Origin of the sequence: Paenibacillus oleatilyticus, assembly GCF_018998565.1 — a bacterium.
GTDB classification, from domain to species: Bacteria; Bacillota; Bacilli; order Paenibacillales; family NBRC-103111; genus Paenibacillus_G; species Paenibacillus_G oleatilyticus.
In genome coordinates this window covers 146213-161401 of record NZ_JAHNZO010000001.1, presented here as the reverse complement: position 1 = coordinate 161401, position 15189 = coordinate 146213, and the positions used below count along the sequence as shown (strand labels likewise).

Here is a 15189-nt window from a genome sequence, read left to right as displayed (position 1 = left end):
CATAAAAGTATCCAAATTTGTTAGCAGGAGGATGGTTATGCTGTTCAAGAAAGCAGCAAAGTGGGTATTGGTCGCATCGCTTGCTTTTCCCGTATCGGCGGGACTGTCAGGTCCGGAGACGGCACGGGCGGCGGCGGATGCTGCCGGCCATTGGGCGAAGACCAAAATTGCCAATTGGCAGGATCTCGAATTAAGCGAAGGCTATCCGGACGGCACGTTTCGTCCTGACGCCAGTATCACCCGCGCAGAGTTTGTGGCGCTGGTCAACCGCGTGTTCCGCTTGAAGGACAAGGCGTCCGTCGACTTCAGCGACGTGAAGGCGGGAGACTGGCATTATGACGAGTTCGCGAAAGCACGTGCGGCAGGGGTTATGAGCGGATACGAGGACGGCACCTTGCGGCCGAACGTGCCGGCGATACGAGCGCCGTGACGGCGGATTTGACGCTTCCATTGGCAGGACTTCACGGAAGCACAGTAACATGGGCAACGAGCAACGCCGCACTCGTCTCTGCTGCAGGCAAGGTGACGCGCCCGGCCGCAGGCATGCCGGACGGACAAGTCGTGCTGACCGCGACGGTCTGCAAAGGCGCGGCGCAGCAGACCAAGTGTTTAGCGATAATAAAGTAGTAGACCGGGACTCCTTATTAATCAAGGAATCTCGGTCATTTTATTTTTCAAAATATTAAAAAAGTTTTAGATTCAATGCAGTATTGAAAGATGTTACTTAATAAAATTCGAATAATAAAGTTTTCTTAGTGCTTCATAGCTCAAAAAAAACTACATGCTACTCTCGTAGGAGCTTAGATTGAATAATGGAAATTTAATTTTCTAATTGTTTGGTTTAATATAAATGAACCGGTTTTACCCCTGTCTACAACGTGTAGCCTCAAAGGACTTCTGAATAAAGTTTGCGGAAAACTGGTTCAATTTCCTATGTATGTAGTGCAGGAAATTGACCCCGAATCATGAATACATACGGTTGTATTCGTTATACAATCGAGCAGTTATAAAACCAGTCTCTATGCCTTAAAAATACATTCTCAATACACCGATAAATCTCAAATTCATTGTGTCTAATCCAACTATCAACTTCGTCCATTAGTTCTTCATTAATATAATTACCAATACCTTTACAATAATTCACTAAGATATTTCTTTCTTCGTATTCTTCAAGAAAATTTATTAAGATACTTGCCTCTTCTTTCTCTAATACTTCATAGTACGTCCAAACCCCAGATCTATCAGACATCGATTGCCAATTCATTAGTTGGTTTAATGAAATGACCCAACTTATTTTTTCAGCATTTCGAATAAGTGAATTTGCTATTATCAATAATTCAACTTTTGAATGATATTCATTTATTGAATTAAAAAATTGGTCCAAGTAGGATTTAGAATACTTCATAGAATCACCCGATCATAATGTAACGAACTAAATAAGTTATTCGTGAATGGATTAAACTATCCTGCCAGTTACTTGAATGAACAAAAAGAGGAGCTGCCGCGTTACAAGCTCCTTCGCCAATTATTCCAGGTAATTTTTCTTAATTTGCATCTACTTTCCATCTCTTATGTAGCTTCCGAATATAACAGATTTGACCAATGTGATATGCATTATGAGTTGACACATTTCCGAGTATCTCCCACCACTTGGCAGCCATTGGGAAACCATTCACATCACTTTCGACTTTTTCTTCAGTAAGTAGACCTTGCCATTTTAAGAGCACCTCTAATAATCGTTCCTTTAAATCAGTGAAATCTTGATCTTTGGAAACTATAAAACTTTTATTATTATTTCCTATGGAAGGCACAGCATTGACATGAGATTTTTGGTACCTAGTTTGCCAAGTCTCATTCCAATAAAGTAAATGCTGCACAATTTCAGCGATACTATTACTATCTTCATTAGGTTTCCAAAACGCTACTTCCTCTGATAAATTTTCAACTGCGTCTGAGAATGGTAGGTACCAACTAGGGTCATTAGCATTTGCTAGTAACTGACCGGATAAAATATCTTTTACATGAAACATACTATCGACACTCCTTCTTATTGATATGCGGCGGGCTGTTAATGTTCATGTTCAGCTAACGTACCCGTTAATGAACTCTGTCAAATGCTCCGAAGCGTGAACATTGTGTTATCTGAAGGACACGGCTTCTATGAAACACCAACACTTCTTTTATTTAACTTCTTAAAAGCAGAGTATTCACGATTTGATCTAATAAAATTTAATATCAAATTGGCGCATTCGTTTGGTCTTAAGGTTTCAGTATTTAGTTCAATGTCATACTCATTAAGGCGATAAACTATATCATACTGTGCGATTGCTAATCCACTCTGTTTATCTTCCCTTAGTTTTTCTCTTCTAATAAGTTCCTCTTTCGAGCAAGTTACTCCAACAAATAGTACAGGACGATCGATTAATAAACCTAGACAAGTATTAAACCGCTCTTCATTATCATTTACTGTATCTACAACTACATTGATCCCCTTTTCCGACATAAATTTAACTGTTGAATAAAATAAAGTAACTAATGAATCAATAATGATTTGGACCGAAACTTCCACATCTTCTCCATCGGCTGATTTTGAACATTTAGTGTTAATAAAATCAATGTAGTCATGAAACAATCCATGAAAAAAATCATCAATTGATAAATGACGAAATGAGATTTCATTTTGATTTAATAGTTCTTTCGATATGGAAGTCTTCCCGGAACTTGAAGTTCCATTTAGAAAAACTATTATCCCTTGCTTCAATTTAATCACCTCTTCAAAAAATAATCATTGCGTATCTTTCAGATAACGTCTTTTTTTGCGAACATAGTAAAATTCGTCATGTCTAAGGTATTCGTGTAGTGATTAAGTAATCCTGCCCATTAGTTGAGCGATATCGTCAGTCTATAACTTTATTATTCCAGTCTATAACATTATTATCTAGTCTAAAACTTTATTACTTGAAGACACCAAGACGTTCAACGTTACCGTAAAGGCGCTGTCCGGCGCGATGACGGATGCGGAAGCCGTGAGCAGGGCGAAAGAGGCTCTAGCCCTGACTTATAACGGATACGATTCCTCTTTGGCGCTTCCGGCAAACGGAGCGGAGGGCACGACCGTTGTGTGGTCGCTGAAAGACGCCGGCCAAGCCGGGCACCGGTAAAGTAACGCACCGGGCTGGCGAACGACGTGAATGTCGTGCTGATCGCAACGATTCGCCGGGGCGACGCGCAAGCGGCTAAAGAATTCACGCTGACGGTCAAAATGCCGCAGGCGAAGCCTGCCGTCAACGCGGTAACGGCTGCGGACGCCATCGTAACAGGTACGGCCGAACCGGGTGCCGCGGTGACGGTCAGAACGGGTCCGCAGACGCTGGGTACGGCCCAAGCCGACGCGGTCACCGGAGAATTCGCCGTTGCCATTGCGCCTCAACCGGAAGGAACGGTGCTCGAGATTTTATCTTCGCAAGTGGTTGGCGCCGCTTATGTGCTCGTGATGGAAGCGGGCGCGATGACCGACGCGCAAGCCGTCGCCGCGGCGACAAATGCGCTGACGGATGCGGTTATTTTGAACGGAAATCCGGACGTGAATCAAGTGACGACGGCGCTCAAGCTGCCGGGAACCGGATTGAACGGGACTTCCATCGCATGGACCTCGGACAACGAAACGGTTGTTACCGCGGGCGGAGCCGTCAAGCGTCCCTTGATGGGCGAGAACGACGCTTCCGTCAAGCTGACCGCTACGATCAGCCGCGGAAATGCCACGGATACGAAGACGTTCCAGCTGCTGGTGAAGGCGCAGACGAAGCCGCTGCAGATCGAGAGCCTTGCGCCGGTTCAAGCGGCCGTGGACAAGAATGCGGCCTATACGCTTCCGGCGCAGGTGACGGCGAACATGAGCGACGATACGACGCAGCAGGTGAACGTAACCTGGAATCCGGCCGCAGCGGACACTTCGGTGGCAGGAACGTTCCTGTTCGAAGGAACCGTCTCCGGCTATGCGGGCAAAGCGGCGCTGACCTTGACGGTCCGCGATGTGCCGGCGGCGCTTACGGTTTCGGCGGCATTGGCGCTGGCTACCGGTTCGAGTGCGACGGTCGAAGGCTACATCGTCGACGCCGATGCGAACCCGAGCTTTCCGGGATATGGCATTTTGCTGGCGGATGCGCCGGGCACGGACAAGGCGAACACGATCATCGTCAAGTTTAAGAAAGCCGACCGCGACGGCGTGTTCAGCCGGGCGCAGGCAGCAGGCAAGGAGATTCGGATTGCCGGAATTATTACGAATAACGCTTATATGAGTCAAAAAGGATTCGCCGACACGTACGCGTCCCTGGAGTTCGTCGACGGAGGCGCGCCGCAGCAAGCTCAATTGTCTTATTCCGTGAACGCATTTAAGGAAGCGGCTGCCGACGACGGCAGCATCGACAATAGCGCTCCTCTCATCGTCACGCTGACCAACGATACGTTCACGGGCGCGGCGGGAGAAGAATTCGTTGCTGCCGGCAAGCTGCAGATCGGATCGCTGCCGGCGGGGTTCGCCGTTTCGGCTGTCCGCACAAGTGCCCCGCAGCTCACGTTTCAAGTGAACGGCAAAGCTTCCGTCCACCAGGCGGCGGACAGCATCAACAACCTGACGTTTACGTTTGCGAACACGGCATTTACCGGCGGAGACGCCTCCAAAGTCAACGGCGCGGTAAAAAATAATTTGGTTATCGCCTTCATCGAAATTCAGAGCATCAATCCGATCGCAGCCGCGGCTGCCCGGGGCGCAGCGTACAGCTTGCCGGCCCAAGTTCAGGCGAAAATGAGCGACGGCAGCACGAAGCTTGTCAATGTCGTATGGAACCCGGCGGCCGCTGATACCAGCGTCAGCGGCACCTATCTCTTAGAAGGCGTCGTTTCGGGCTACGCGCCGAAGGTCCAAATGACGCTGACCGTCACCGAGTCGGATACGACCGGCCCGGATGCTTTTGCCGTCAACGAGCCGACTTCGGCGGATGACGGCGTGAACGGCAACGGCAAAAGCAATGTGACAATTACATGGACGGATTCGGCTTCTTCGGATGTGGATCATTACGAGATTGTCGCCAAGACCGGCTCCGCTCCTACGGTTGCGGATACCGTATACGGTCACACCCGCATCGCGCGCGGCGTACAGACGGCGACCTTCGCTTGGAATGCCGGAGAGAACGTGTACGTCGGCGTCGTCGCGGTGGACGGAGCGGGGAACAAAACGTTGTCCATAAATGCGGGCAAGGCGAATGTGACGACAGTGACTGATGGCGGTACCGGAACGGTCAATTTGCTCGCGAACGGCGGGTTCGAGTCGGTGAACGGGACTTTGGGGTCTTCCGATGCTTTTGTGAATTGGACGAACAAGCTCGTATTTAATAACGCAGGCACGAACGTCAAAAAGGATACGGCCGCCAAAGTTTCCGGAACGGGTTCCTTGAAATGGCGGACGAATCAAAATACGGCGAACAAACTGTATTTGTTTGCCGACGCCTTCCCGATTAACCCGCAGAAGCAATACCGGGTTACCCTGCAGGCCAAGCTTTCGAACGATGTGGGAGCAACTCACAAATTTGTGGTCGGCTTCGGAAGCAATTCGGATACCGAGAACTATTCGGCCAAAACCTTGGCAATGCCACCCGCAAAATCCGAGAACCCGCCGTCGATGACCCAGTCTGCGGCGCCGGCCGTTTGGGCATGCGTATTGTCGAACAATACCTTCATTCCGTTGGCCGGACCGGCCGGTTGAAGGAAAGGGGCCGGATCGGAAGGGCCTTCGGCGAACGCCGCGCCCGATGCCGTCGTACGTTTTTTTGGACTGGCCGTTCTCTTCCCGCTTGTACTTCGGCGTCGCGTCTAGAGTCGACGATAAAGGCAGCCTTGCCGAGTCCTACTTTTGCCACGGCGACATATGGCCCTTCGGCCAAGCCGCCACCGGCGTATACGCCCTTGTCCACGGCATTGTTCCATCTTGCCGCAGTGGACGGCAGATAAACGATGCCTTTGGCTTTCTTCGGATCGACAATCGCGATCGTGCTGCCTGCGTGCATCGCTACCGCTTTGACGCCTTTGGTAATGCCGAGCAAACGATTGAGCCGAAACCCGAGCCTTGGGCCGCTCCTTCGCCGGGCTACAAATGGTGGGATCCGAGCACGTTTGTCAGCGGCTCCTACGGCAAGTAAGTGTGCAAAAAGTGGCTGAGCAGAAATTTTTTTCGCTCAACCGCTTTTTTTGTTCAAAGTAATAGCTGCGTTGCAGTAATGACTGAACGGAAAGAGGGCTTTAATTGCTTTTCTACTGCCCGTATTATTCGTCCAATAAAACCAGTCTTTGTCAGCAGCAGTTTGTAACGGCCAACTATACATCTCACCGGGAAAAGATAATTCTGTTTTATCCTGGAAATCACCAATACCTACATATGCAAAAGCAGACTGTGAAAATACAACGAATGACAAAGATAATGATAGTAGTATTGGAACAGCAAATTTAATAAAATGTATATATACCCCAAATAAGGTATATATTATATGATTTTTATATACAAATCCAAATGATTTATATAAAATAAACTTACATGCCATTGTTGGTGTTGATGCCTTCATTTCAGCGTAGGTACCGCGTCATATCGTTATTGCAAATGTACTGGGGGGACAGTATCGTGATTTTTTATACCAATACTCCACAGCACACAAACGGGTCAGTCGCGCGTCTATCCAACCTGAAGCCCGATGTATTGCAGCAATGGGACAAACGCATGAAGGCCGCAGGTTTAAATCATCTGACACCAAGAATTGCCAGCATACCTGCCATCAAGGTACAAGAAAAGCTTGCACAGCACGAGGTGTTGATCCACGCCGTCATGAGAGAAATCGAAGCGATGCAAGCGAAGCTGCACGTAACGCATTTTTTTAACATTATTGATACTTCGGGGGTAGTACTGAAGCTTTGGAGCGAAGAAGCTATCCTGAAGAGGTTAACGTCGTTCATGAACCTTTGCCCCGGAGCATTGGCTGACGTAGAGTCCGCTGGGTACAATTCGGTTATCCTTGCGATGGAGACGGGAAGAACGTCCCTTGTACTGGGTGAGGAGCATACGCTTAGAATATTTCATGAAGGACATAACGCTTGTACTCCAATCCGAGTGGAAGGCAGGATTCAAGCCTATGTAGGTTTCACCTTTCCGGTACGAATGGATCCGGCGTTTGCGATTCCTTTATTGCAGCATATGGCAGGTATGATAGAAAAGCGGCTTCAAACGGCCATGACCATTACAGGACGTGAAATCGCATATAAGAAGTTTGAAGCTTATCAATTGACTGCACGGCAGAAAGAAATAGCCTATACGTGGCTTGAAGGGCAGACTTACGTTCAAATTGCAGAATGTCTCAATATTTCGGTACATACGGTACGAACCGTATTGAAGACCGTATACGAAAAGGCAGGGGTGAACAGCAAAGCGGCTTTTATCCGCAAGTTTACCTTGTGAAAAATAGTACATCCCCCCTCTTGAGAAATTTGCAACGCTACGTGATGGACGGAGAGAGCAGAAGTAACGTAGACGAAAATACCACCTTAAGCAACAAACGAAGAAAAGGCCGTTTCGGAATTCGATTCCAAAACGGCCTGTTCATATTACGCGTATTACTCCGCCTCTTGCGCCCATTGTTTCAGCGTACGGTCGCTCGGCAGGAAGAACGTCAGCAGGCCGATGAGCGGCAGGAAGCTGACCAGCTGCATGACGAGCGGCAGGTGGAAGGTATCGATCAAGCTGCCGAGACCTACCGCGCCGAGCGCCCCGAGTCCGAAGGCGAGACCCGTGATCAGACCGGACACGGTGCCGACCTTGCCGGGCATCAGCTCCTGCGCATAGACGACGGTGACGGAGAAGCTCGACAGGATGATGAAGCCGTTCACCAGCAGGATGACATAAGTCCAGAATGCATTGGCATAAGGCAGCGCCAGAGCCAGCGGGGCCGCGCCGAGCATCGCCAGAAAAATAACGTTCCGGCGTCCGATCTTGTCGGACAGCGGGCCGCCCATGAACGTGCCGAGCGCGCCTGCGGCAGCGAACAGGAAAATGTACATCTGCGCGCGCTCCAGACTGATGCCGAATTTGTCCATCAGGTAAAACGGATAATAAATCGTAATGCCCGCATGGTACCAGGAACGGGCAAACACGAGAAAGATCAGCATGCATACGGCAAACGCGATCTGCTTCTTGCGGGCCGGGCTCATGGCGCGGGAGCCGTTTTTCCGGGCCTGCGGCGGGTTGGCCGCCATATATCCCTGATACCAGCGGGAGATATACAGCTGGACGAGGACGCCCGCCCCGGCGACAGCCGTAAACCACAAGGCGCCGAGCTGCCCCAGCGGAGCGAACACGAGCGCCGTCATTACCGAAGCGAGCGATTGTCCGGAGTTGCCGCCCACCTGGAAGATCGACTGGGCCAAGCCGCGGCGGGTGCCTCCGGCCATGTAAGCGACGCGCGAGCCTTCCGGGTGAAAGATGGCGGAGCCGATTCCGATCAGCAGAACGGACAGCAGAATGAGTCCGTAGTTCGGCGCGAGCGACAGCCCCAGGACGCCGAGAAAGGTAAAGCCCATGCCGATCGGCAGCATGTACGGCATCGGCTTGCGGTCCGAATACAAGCCGACAACCGGCTGCATGACCGAAGCGGTCATATTCAAGGCGAATACGATGACGCCGGACTGCATGTAGCTGAGACTCATATTGTCCTTGAGTATCGGCAGGATCGCCGGAATCACCGCTTGTATCGTATCGTTGAACAGATGCACCAGACTGATGGCGAGCAGAATGCGAAAAACCGTCGGCTTGACGTCCGTCCGCGCTGCCTGCTGGACCGCAGGCGCCGGACCGGTTTGGACTTTCATGAGAAAAGACTCCTTCCGTCTGTCAGTATACGCTAATCCCGGCGCTTAAACGTTCCGAGCGCTTCTCCGACTTTCACCTTGCTTCCGACTTCCAGAGCGGTCCGCGGCTCGAACGTGCCGTTCTCCATCAGAAGGACGACAGTGGAGCCGAATTCGAAATAAGCCAGCTCGTCGCCGCGCTCCAGCCGGTCCGGCAGCGGGACGACGTATTGGATGCTGCTGACGTTCAGCGCGCCGACTTTGACCACGGCGATTTCTCCCGCGTCGTGCTGCATGTAGGTGATGAGCCGTTCGTTGCGGCTAAGTACGCGCCGCATGTGACGGAGACCGAATTCGTTGACCGGGTACACCTTGCCGGGGACATGCTCCTTCTCAAGAATGTCGCCTGTGACGGGCGAATGAATCCGGTGGTAGTCGGTCGGGCTCAAGTAGAGCACGCAGTAGTAGCCGTTCGTATAATTGATCATCCGGGGGCTTTCGTTGAGCAGCTCCTGAATGGTATAGTCCTGTCCCTTGACATTGACGATCAGTCCCTCATGAATCGGCCCGATGCCGGTAATCATGGCATCCACCGGGCTGACCAGCGTGTTCGGCGCCGCGTCGATCGGACGAAGTCCGCTTTTGAGCCGGCGGGAAAAAAACTCGTTCAGCGATCCGTATTCGTGAACCGCCTTTTCCGCGTCCTGCACACGGATGCCGTACGTTTTCGCGAAGCGGGGAATCAGTCCGCGGCTGGCACGGGATTTGGCAAAAGCTCCTGTCAGCCTCGACACCGTTTTACGGGAGGAGAGCTCGGTCAGCAGCCGAAAAAACGAAATCTTCATAGGGTTATGGTTCACCTGTTCCTTTTAATATGGAAATGCGGTACAACGCTTATCTTGACATAGAACAAAGGACAAAGCAACCGCCAAACGGGGCCGAAAAAGCAAGAAAAGCTCCCGAAGGAGCCTTCCGTTCAGACGGTCAGGGCATTAAAGCTTCATCCGCAATAACTTTCGTTGCGGCGCGGTCACGACTGCTCGAAGCCCAGTCCGCACTTCTTGAAATCGCCGCAGGTCAGACACGTCGCCAAATTAACCAGGATCGGGGTGTTTGACCCGGAATATTTAATGCAGTAGACGGGAGTTCGGTGCAGCGGATCGGGCGAGATCATGACGCAATAAGAACAATGCTTCACCATATCGGTCGTGATCGATTCCATCTCAAGCCGCGATCGAAGCAGTTCGTCCATAGTAAGGCTCCTTTCCTACGTTGAAGACAGCGCTTCCATCGCTTGCATCCTGCATATGGGGTGCAGGCGTACAAAGGTTCCGGGTAGTACCAAGTATCCTTTATTTTAGCAGAATCCGACAAAGAAGGCCATAGTTCGTAACCGTTTCCCAAAAAGGATTGCGGTTATTTTTCATTATAAGGTAAATTTCTCCTAGTGCTTCTCCAAATTTCGACATGAATGCAGTACAAAGGGGCTAAATTCGGAGTTGATCCCGCGGATTGCCGACGTTTTAGTTATTGACAATTTGGTGAACCGTGGTAATATAGGTGTGTCACTAGGGGAGCCGCTTGGGCTGAGATTGGATCGATAGATCCTAGACCCTCTGAACCTGATCTGGTTGATACCAGCGTAGGGAAGTGGAGAGCGTCAGCACGCTTGCATCAAATTGTGCTTACAAGAGCCGCTTCCGTCTTATACGGGGGCGGCTTTTTTAGTTGATGCGGAGCCGTTAGCTTTACGTAATTTACGGCTCCGCGTTTATCTTGGCGTAATCCGCTTGGGCAGACCGACGTTGCTATGTCCCGGACAACACTTTCAGTTCTTCGAAGGAGAGGAAACAGATGAAAAAAGGCTTGAAGCTGACCGACATTCTGGTCACCGTCGTTATCGCCGTCGTCTTCGGCATCATTTACCGGGTATGGGGAGACGTGTACAATCTGGCGTCGGTGCCGGGCATCCAATTGGAGCAATTCGTATACGGCATGTGGTTTATGGCATCGACTGCCGCCTTCTTGATCATCCGCAAGCCGGGCGTCGCCTTTTTGGCGGAAGTGGCTGCAGCGCTGGCGGAAATGCTGCTTGGATCGCAATTCTCCATCGGCTCGCTGACATACGGTATCGTGCAGGGGCTGTGCGCGGAGCTCGTCTTCGCGGCGTTCGGCTACAAGCGGTATACCGCGGCCGTTGCCGGTCTGGCCGGAATGGCGTCCGGCGCAGGAGCGCTCGTGTTCGACTATTTCAAGAGCTACTTAACCGAATTGCAGCCGTGGAACCTTTCCTTGTATATCGTGCTCCGATTCGTCGGTTCGTTCCTTATTACCGGACCGCTTGCTTACGCTTTGGTTAAAGCGCTGGAGAAGACCGGCGTCACGCAGCTTGTCCGCCCGGCAAGCCTTGACGATTACCAGGCGCTGGACCGGAAATGAGCGGCGCAGACCGGATCGCGCACGTATCGGGACTGCGCTTGAAATTTCCCGGCAGTCCGTCGCTGCTGTTCGACGGCTTGAGCTTCGGCGCCGACGCGGGGCAGAAGGTGCTGCTGCTCGGGCCAAGCGGCTGCGGCAAATCGACGCTGCTACAGGTGCTGAGCGGCCTGATTCCGCAGGCGGTCGACGTGCCGGTCAAGTATGACAGCATCGGCATTCCGCCGTCCTGGGGCTACTTGTTCCAAGACCCTGACGCGCAGTTCTGTATGCCGTATGCAGACGAAGAGATTGCGTTCGTGCTTGAAAATCTTCAGGTGCCGCGCGAACAGATGAAGCAGCGGATTCGGGACTGCCTGGAGCAGGTCGGCCTACGGCTTGAGGAGCTGCATACCTCGATCGCCGCGCTGTCGGGAGGGATGAAGCAGCGGCTCGCCATCGCGTCGCTTCTTGCGCTGGAGCCGGACGTCTGGTTCCTCGACGAACCGACGTCGCTGCTCGACCCGGAAGGCACGACCGAGGTATGGGAAACCGTCAAGCGGGTCACCCGGGACAAGACGGTGCTCATCGTGGAGCATAAGATCGACGAGATCGTCGATTTCGTCGACCGGGTCGTGCTGTTCGATACGCAGGCGCGTATTTTGGCTGACGGGAAGCCGGATACGGTATTCAAAGCGCATAAGCGCGAGCTTCAGGAGTATGGCATCTGGTATCCCGGCGTATGGGAGGACTACGACCGGCGCAATGCCGCTGCGCAGCGGGAGCGGATCGAGCCGGCAGCGACGAAGGAGCCGCTGCTCCGGCTTGACTGCTTCGCCGGCTATTACGGCCCGATGAAGAAGATCGAAGCGGCTGCGGCCGAATTGAATGCTGGCGACTGGATCGCCGTCGTCGGCGAGAACGGCGCAGGCAAAAGCACGCTGCTCCAATCGCTGATGCAACTGCTGCGGACGGAAGGAAGCTACGAGCTGGGCGGCCGTACGGTCCGGGATTTCGACGATGTCGCCGACACGGCGGCTTACGTCTTTCAAAATCCGGAAATGCAGTTTGTCGCGCATACGGTATACGACGAAGTGGCGTTCAATTTCCGCCGGGACGGCGAGCCGGAGCCTGCGGTCCGTGCGAAGACGGAGGAGCTGCTGGCATGGTTCGGCCTTGAGGGCCACCGCAGCCTGCATCCGTACCAGCTCTCGCTCGGGCAGAAGCGCCGGCTGAGCGTGGCGGCCGCAACCGTCAAAGCGCAGCGGCTGCTGCTGCTGGATGAGCCGACGTTCGGTCAGGACGCGGCCAATACGTTCGCGCTTCTCGAGAAGCTCGAAGCGTGGCGTCGGGAAGGAACGGCCATTGTCATGGTGACGCATGACCCCGACATCGTCAGCCGCTTCGCCACCCGGGTGTGGGAGGTGCGGCAAGGCGTCCTTGCCGCGGATATAAGCCCCGAAGCTTACGAGGCGCGGCTGCGACCGGAGCGGCGGGCGACATTCGAAAAGGTAGGGAGTTGACGAGACGTGCCGTTGGCCTGGTCCTATAGGGAAACGTGGCTGCACCGCGTCAATCCGAGCTTTAAGCTGCTCGTATCGGTAAGCCTGTTCCTGCTTGTTCTGTTCACGCATGACATCAACGTGCTTACCAATATTACGGGGATGTATTTGGTGCTGCTCTTTACCGCCGCCGGACACCCGTGGCGCAGATTGCTGCTGCTGTCCCTGCCGTTTGCGCTGATGTTCGTGTCTTCTTCCACCTCGATGGTATTTTTCGGCAAGGGAGAGACGACGTGGGTGCGCTGGGGGCTCGTGCATATCACGGAGGAAAGCTTCTTCCGCGGGCTATCCATCGGGCTGAAAACCGTAAATGCGGCATTGATCGGACTGCTGTTCGGCTTGACCACCAGTCCGGTAGGCTTGTTTTACTCGCTCATGCAGCAGTGCCGGCTTCCGGCGAAATACGCCTACAGCTTTATGGCCGCGCTGCGGCTCATGCCAATGGTGGCGGCGGAATACCGCACTTTGCAGATGGCGCTCAAAGTGCGCGGGGTCAAGATGAGAAAGGGCGTCCGCGGCTGGATCGATACGCTGAAGCGGCATTCGATTCCGCTGCTGGCGCAGAGCATCCGCCGTGCGCAGCGGATCGCGGTCGCGATGGAAGCGAAGCGCTTCTCGTCCGCCGCGAAACGTACGTATTATTATCGCATCGGATGGTCGGGCAGCGACGGCCTGCTGCTGGCCGTCACGCTGGCGGTCTGGGCAGCCGCTTTGCTGCTCGGTTGGCAGTTTCCGTATTTTCCGGTGGGCGACGTGCGATAGTGATGCGGCAATGGTTGGCTTATCGAATTTCAAGGAGGCAGATTCATTATGAAATTTTCCGAACAAGTACGTCAAGCGGCGAACGCAAGCTGGCAAGCCAGCTTCGAGCATCCGTTTGTTAAAGGGATCGGCGACGGAACGCTGCCGCTCGATTGCTTCCGGCATTACGTCCTGAATGACGCGTACTATTTGTCCCAATTCGCCCGCGTACAGGCGCTCGGCGCAGCGAAAGCGAATGATTTGCCAACAGTGAAAAGCATGGCGCATCATGCGCAGGGCACCTATGAAGCGGAGCTGTCCTTGCACGAAAAATTTAGCAAGCAGCTCGGCGTCACCGAGGAGGAAAAAGCAGCGTTCGAGCCTGCGCCCACTTCGTATGCGTACACTTCCCATATGATCCGTGCGGCCTATACCGGTCAGCTCGGCGACATCATCGCCGCAATCCTGCCGTGCTATTGGCTGTATTACGAAATCGGCGAGCGGCTGGCGGGCTGCACGCCGGAAGAGCCGATCTACCGGGAATGGATCGCGGCCTACGGCGGCGAGTGGTTTCGGGTCCTCGTCGAAGAGCAGATCACCCGGCTGGACGAGCTGGCGGAGCAAGCGACGGCTCAGGACCGGCAGCGGATGCAGAATCATTTCATTCTCAGCAGCCGGTATGAGTACATGTTCTGGGACATGGCCTACCGCAAGGAGACATGGCCGGTTTTATAGCCTAATCACAAAGAGGCGCACCGCCGGAATACGGCGGTGCGCCTTTTTCTCATTGAACCGACTGCCGGATTTCACCCAGCATATAGCTTGCGAAACCGGACAGCAGCCGCTTGTCCGGCTCCATCCGGCCCGCTCTGCCACCGTACCGCTCCAAGCATAGACGAACGGTTTCCCCGTACTCCGCAGACAGCGCCTTCAAGCCCCATTCGCCGCCCTCCCGTTTCGAAGAAACGACGCCTTCCTTGAGATAATATAACACTCTGCATAAGTTTAAGACATAATACTCGGGCGCCTCCAGGATGCCTTGGGGAGCATCCTCCGCATCGTGAAGAATGGATTCCACGTAAAACCGCTTGTCGACAGGCTGCATCACCTCGCGCAGCGGCTTCCCGTATAAAGCGATTCCCCGGTGATAAGCGACCGTAAGGTGTGCTGCCAAGTCCGGATCTTCCCGGCCTCCGCAAATATAATTCCCGTCCGTCCGATACTTGTCCCTGTGCAAAGGGGAATAATGAAATTCAAAAGGCGTAGGATAGACGAATTCGCCCAAACTACTTTCCAGGATGACGCTCAGCTCGATTCCGCCTTCGTTCGGCAGCTCGTTATCGATGGCAAGAAGCTTATTGGCGATTCGCCTGGACGTTTCCGCTGTCAACTTGCGCTTGACCACAACCAGCAGGTCGATATCGCTTTTGTCCGGGTTAAAGCATCCCATGGCCAGAGAACCGTGCAAATAAATGCCCGCCAGGTTCTCGTTCAGCTCTTCTTTAAACAGGTCTGTGATGTCATCCAATGCCGACGGAACAAGCATACTCTTCCTCCTTTGCAAAATCGTTTGCCTCTCGGCGTCACC

The 15189-nt window shown here is 53.0% G+C and carries 16 protein-coding genes, 3 pseudogenes and 1 riboswitch; of the genes and pseudogenes, 9 read left to right on the top strand and 10 right to left on the bottom strand.

Going from position 1 to position 15189, the window contains the following annotated elements:
* The first annotated feature begins 37 nt into the window (after positions 1–37).
* On the top strand, positions 38–430 hold the full coding sequence (locus tag KQX66_RS00795) for an S-layer homology domain-containing protein (RefSeq protein ID WP_216788661.1): 393 nt from the start codon (positions 38–40) through the stop codon (positions 428–430).
* A complete protein-coding gene (locus tag KQX66_RS00790; RefSeq protein ID WP_216788659.1) occupies positions 427–627 on the top strand; it encodes an immunoglobulin-like domain-containing protein in 201 nt (66 codons plus the stop codon). The genes KQX66_RS00795 and KQX66_RS00790 overlap by 4 nt, the downstream gene beginning before the upstream one ends.
* A 361-nt stretch (positions 628–988) precedes the next feature.
* Here KQX66_RS00790 and KQX66_RS00785 read toward each other — a convergent pair whose 3' ends face one another.
* From KQX66_RS00785 to KQX66_RS00775, 3 genes are all read right to left on the bottom strand, one after another.
* On the bottom strand, positions 989–1405 hold the full coding sequence (locus KQX66_RS00785) for a hypothetical protein (RefSeq protein WP_216788657.1): 417 nt from the start codon (positions 1403–1405) through the stop codon (positions 989–991).
* Between the two features lie 139 nt (positions 1406–1544).
* Positions 1545–2030 carry a DinB family protein gene (locus KQX66_RS00780; protein WP_216788654.1) on the bottom strand — a complete coding sequence of 162 codons (486 nt, stop codon included), beginning with the start codon at positions 2028–2030 and terminating at the stop codon, positions 1545–1547.
* Between the two features lie 128 nt (positions 2031–2158).
* Positions 2159–2761, bottom strand: a complete 603-nt coding sequence (locus KQX66_RS00775; RefSeq protein ID WP_216788652.1) for a chloramphenicol phosphotransferase CPT family protein — start codon at positions 2759–2761, stop codon at positions 2159–2161.
* Between the two features lie 247 nt (positions 2762–3008).
* Here KQX66_RS00775 and KQX66_RS00770 point away from each other — a divergent pair, with 247 nt between their 5' ends.
* Positions 3009–3161: a hypothetical protein gene (locus tag KQX66_RS00770; protein ID WP_216788650.1), complete on the top strand. Its 153-nt coding sequence runs from the start codon at positions 3009–3011 to the stop codon at positions 3159–3161.
* Between the two features lie 101 nt (positions 3162–3262).
* Positions 3263–4897 (top strand): annotated as a pseudogene (locus KQX66_RS37185) (Ig-like domain-containing protein); the annotation flags it as partial.
* A gap of 740 nt (positions 4898–5637) precedes the next feature.
* On the opposite strand, the pseudogene KQX66_RS38640 reads toward KQX66_RS37185, so the two are convergent.
* The 3 genes and pseudogenes from KQX66_RS38640 to KQX66_RS00755 form a co-directional block, all read right to left on the bottom strand.
* Positions 5638–5730: pseudogene (locus KQX66_RS38640) on the bottom strand (hypothetical protein); the annotation flags it as partial.
* Positions 5731–5809: 79 nt separating this feature from the next.
* Positions 5810–6092 (bottom strand): annotated as a pseudogene (locus KQX66_RS00760) (DNA-binding protein); the annotation flags it as partial.
* Between the two features lie 138 nt (positions 6093–6230).
* Positions 6231–6614: a hypothetical protein gene (locus tag KQX66_RS00755; protein WP_216788646.1), complete on the bottom strand. Its 384-nt coding sequence runs from the start codon at positions 6612–6614 to the stop codon at positions 6231–6233.
* A gap of 56 nt (positions 6615–6670) precedes the next feature.
* On the opposite strand from KQX66_RS00755, the gene KQX66_RS37935 reads away from it, so the two are divergent.
* Entirely contained in the window at positions 6671–7498 is an 828-nt protein-coding gene (locus KQX66_RS37935; RefSeq protein WP_216788644.1) for a helix-turn-helix domain-containing protein, read from the top strand.
* Positions 7499–7653: 155 nt separating this feature from the next.
* Here the strand turns inward: KQX66_RS37935 and KQX66_RS00745 are convergent, their stop codons facing one another.
* The 3 genes from KQX66_RS00745 to KQX66_RS00735 all read right to left on the bottom strand — a co-directional run bounded on the left by KQX66_RS00745 (position 7654) and on the right by KQX66_RS00735 (position 10135).
* On the bottom strand, positions 7654–8904 hold the full coding sequence (locus KQX66_RS00745) for an MFS transporter (protein WP_216788642.1): 1251 nt from the start codon (positions 8902–8904) through the stop codon (positions 7654–7656).
* Between the two features lie 32 nt (positions 8905–8936).
* The gene (asd, locus tag KQX66_RS00740; protein ID WP_216788640.1) at positions 8937–9728 is read right to left on the bottom strand and encodes an archaetidylserine decarboxylase; all 792 of its coding nucleotides are present in this window, start codon (positions 9726–9728) and stop codon (positions 8937–8939) included.
* 185 nt (positions 9729–9913) lie between these two features.
* Positions 9914–10135 (bottom strand): hypothetical protein, encoded by a 222-nt coding sequence (locus KQX66_RS00735; RefSeq protein WP_216788637.1) that lies wholly within the window; start codon positions 10133–10135, stop codon positions 9914–9916.
* Positions 10136–10443: 308 nt separating this feature from the next.
* Positions 10444–10549: riboswitch (TPP riboswitch) on the top strand.
* Positions 10550–10737: 188 nt separating this feature from the next.
* Here KQX66_RS00735 and KQX66_RS00730 point away from each other — a divergent pair.
* Genes KQX66_RS00730 through tenA form a run of 4 tightly spaced genes read left to right on the top strand, consistent with a single transcriptional unit; the run spans position 10738 to position 14336 of the window.
* Positions 10738–11322, top strand: a complete 585-nt coding sequence (locus KQX66_RS00730; RefSeq protein WP_216788635.1) for an ECF transporter S component — start codon at positions 10738–10740, stop codon at positions 11320–11322.
* A complete protein-coding gene (locus KQX66_RS00725) occupies positions 11319–12821 on the top strand; it encodes an ABC transporter ATP-binding protein (protein ID WP_216788633.1) in 1503 nt (500 codons plus the stop codon). Before KQX66_RS00730 ends, KQX66_RS00725 begins: the two co-directional genes overlap by 4 nt.
* Positions 12822–12827: 6 nt before the next feature.
* Positions 12828–13622: an energy-coupling factor transporter transmembrane component T family protein gene (locus KQX66_RS00720; protein ID WP_216788631.1), complete on the top strand. Its 795-nt coding sequence runs from the start codon at positions 12828–12830 to the stop codon at positions 13620–13622.
* 48 nt (positions 13623–13670) lie between these two features.
* Positions 13671–14336, top strand: coding sequence for a thiaminase II (tenA, locus tag KQX66_RS00715; RefSeq protein WP_216788628.1), 666 nt, complete (start codon positions 13671–13673; stop codon positions 14334–14336).
* 49 nt (positions 14337–14385) lie between these two features.
* Here tenA and KQX66_RS00710 read toward each other — a convergent pair whose 3' ends face one another.
* A complete protein-coding gene (locus KQX66_RS00710; RefSeq protein ID WP_216788624.1) occupies positions 14386–15147 on the bottom strand; it encodes an aminoglycoside adenylyltransferase domain-containing protein in 762 nt (253 codons plus the stop codon).
* Positions 15148–15189 lie beyond the last annotated feature (42 nt).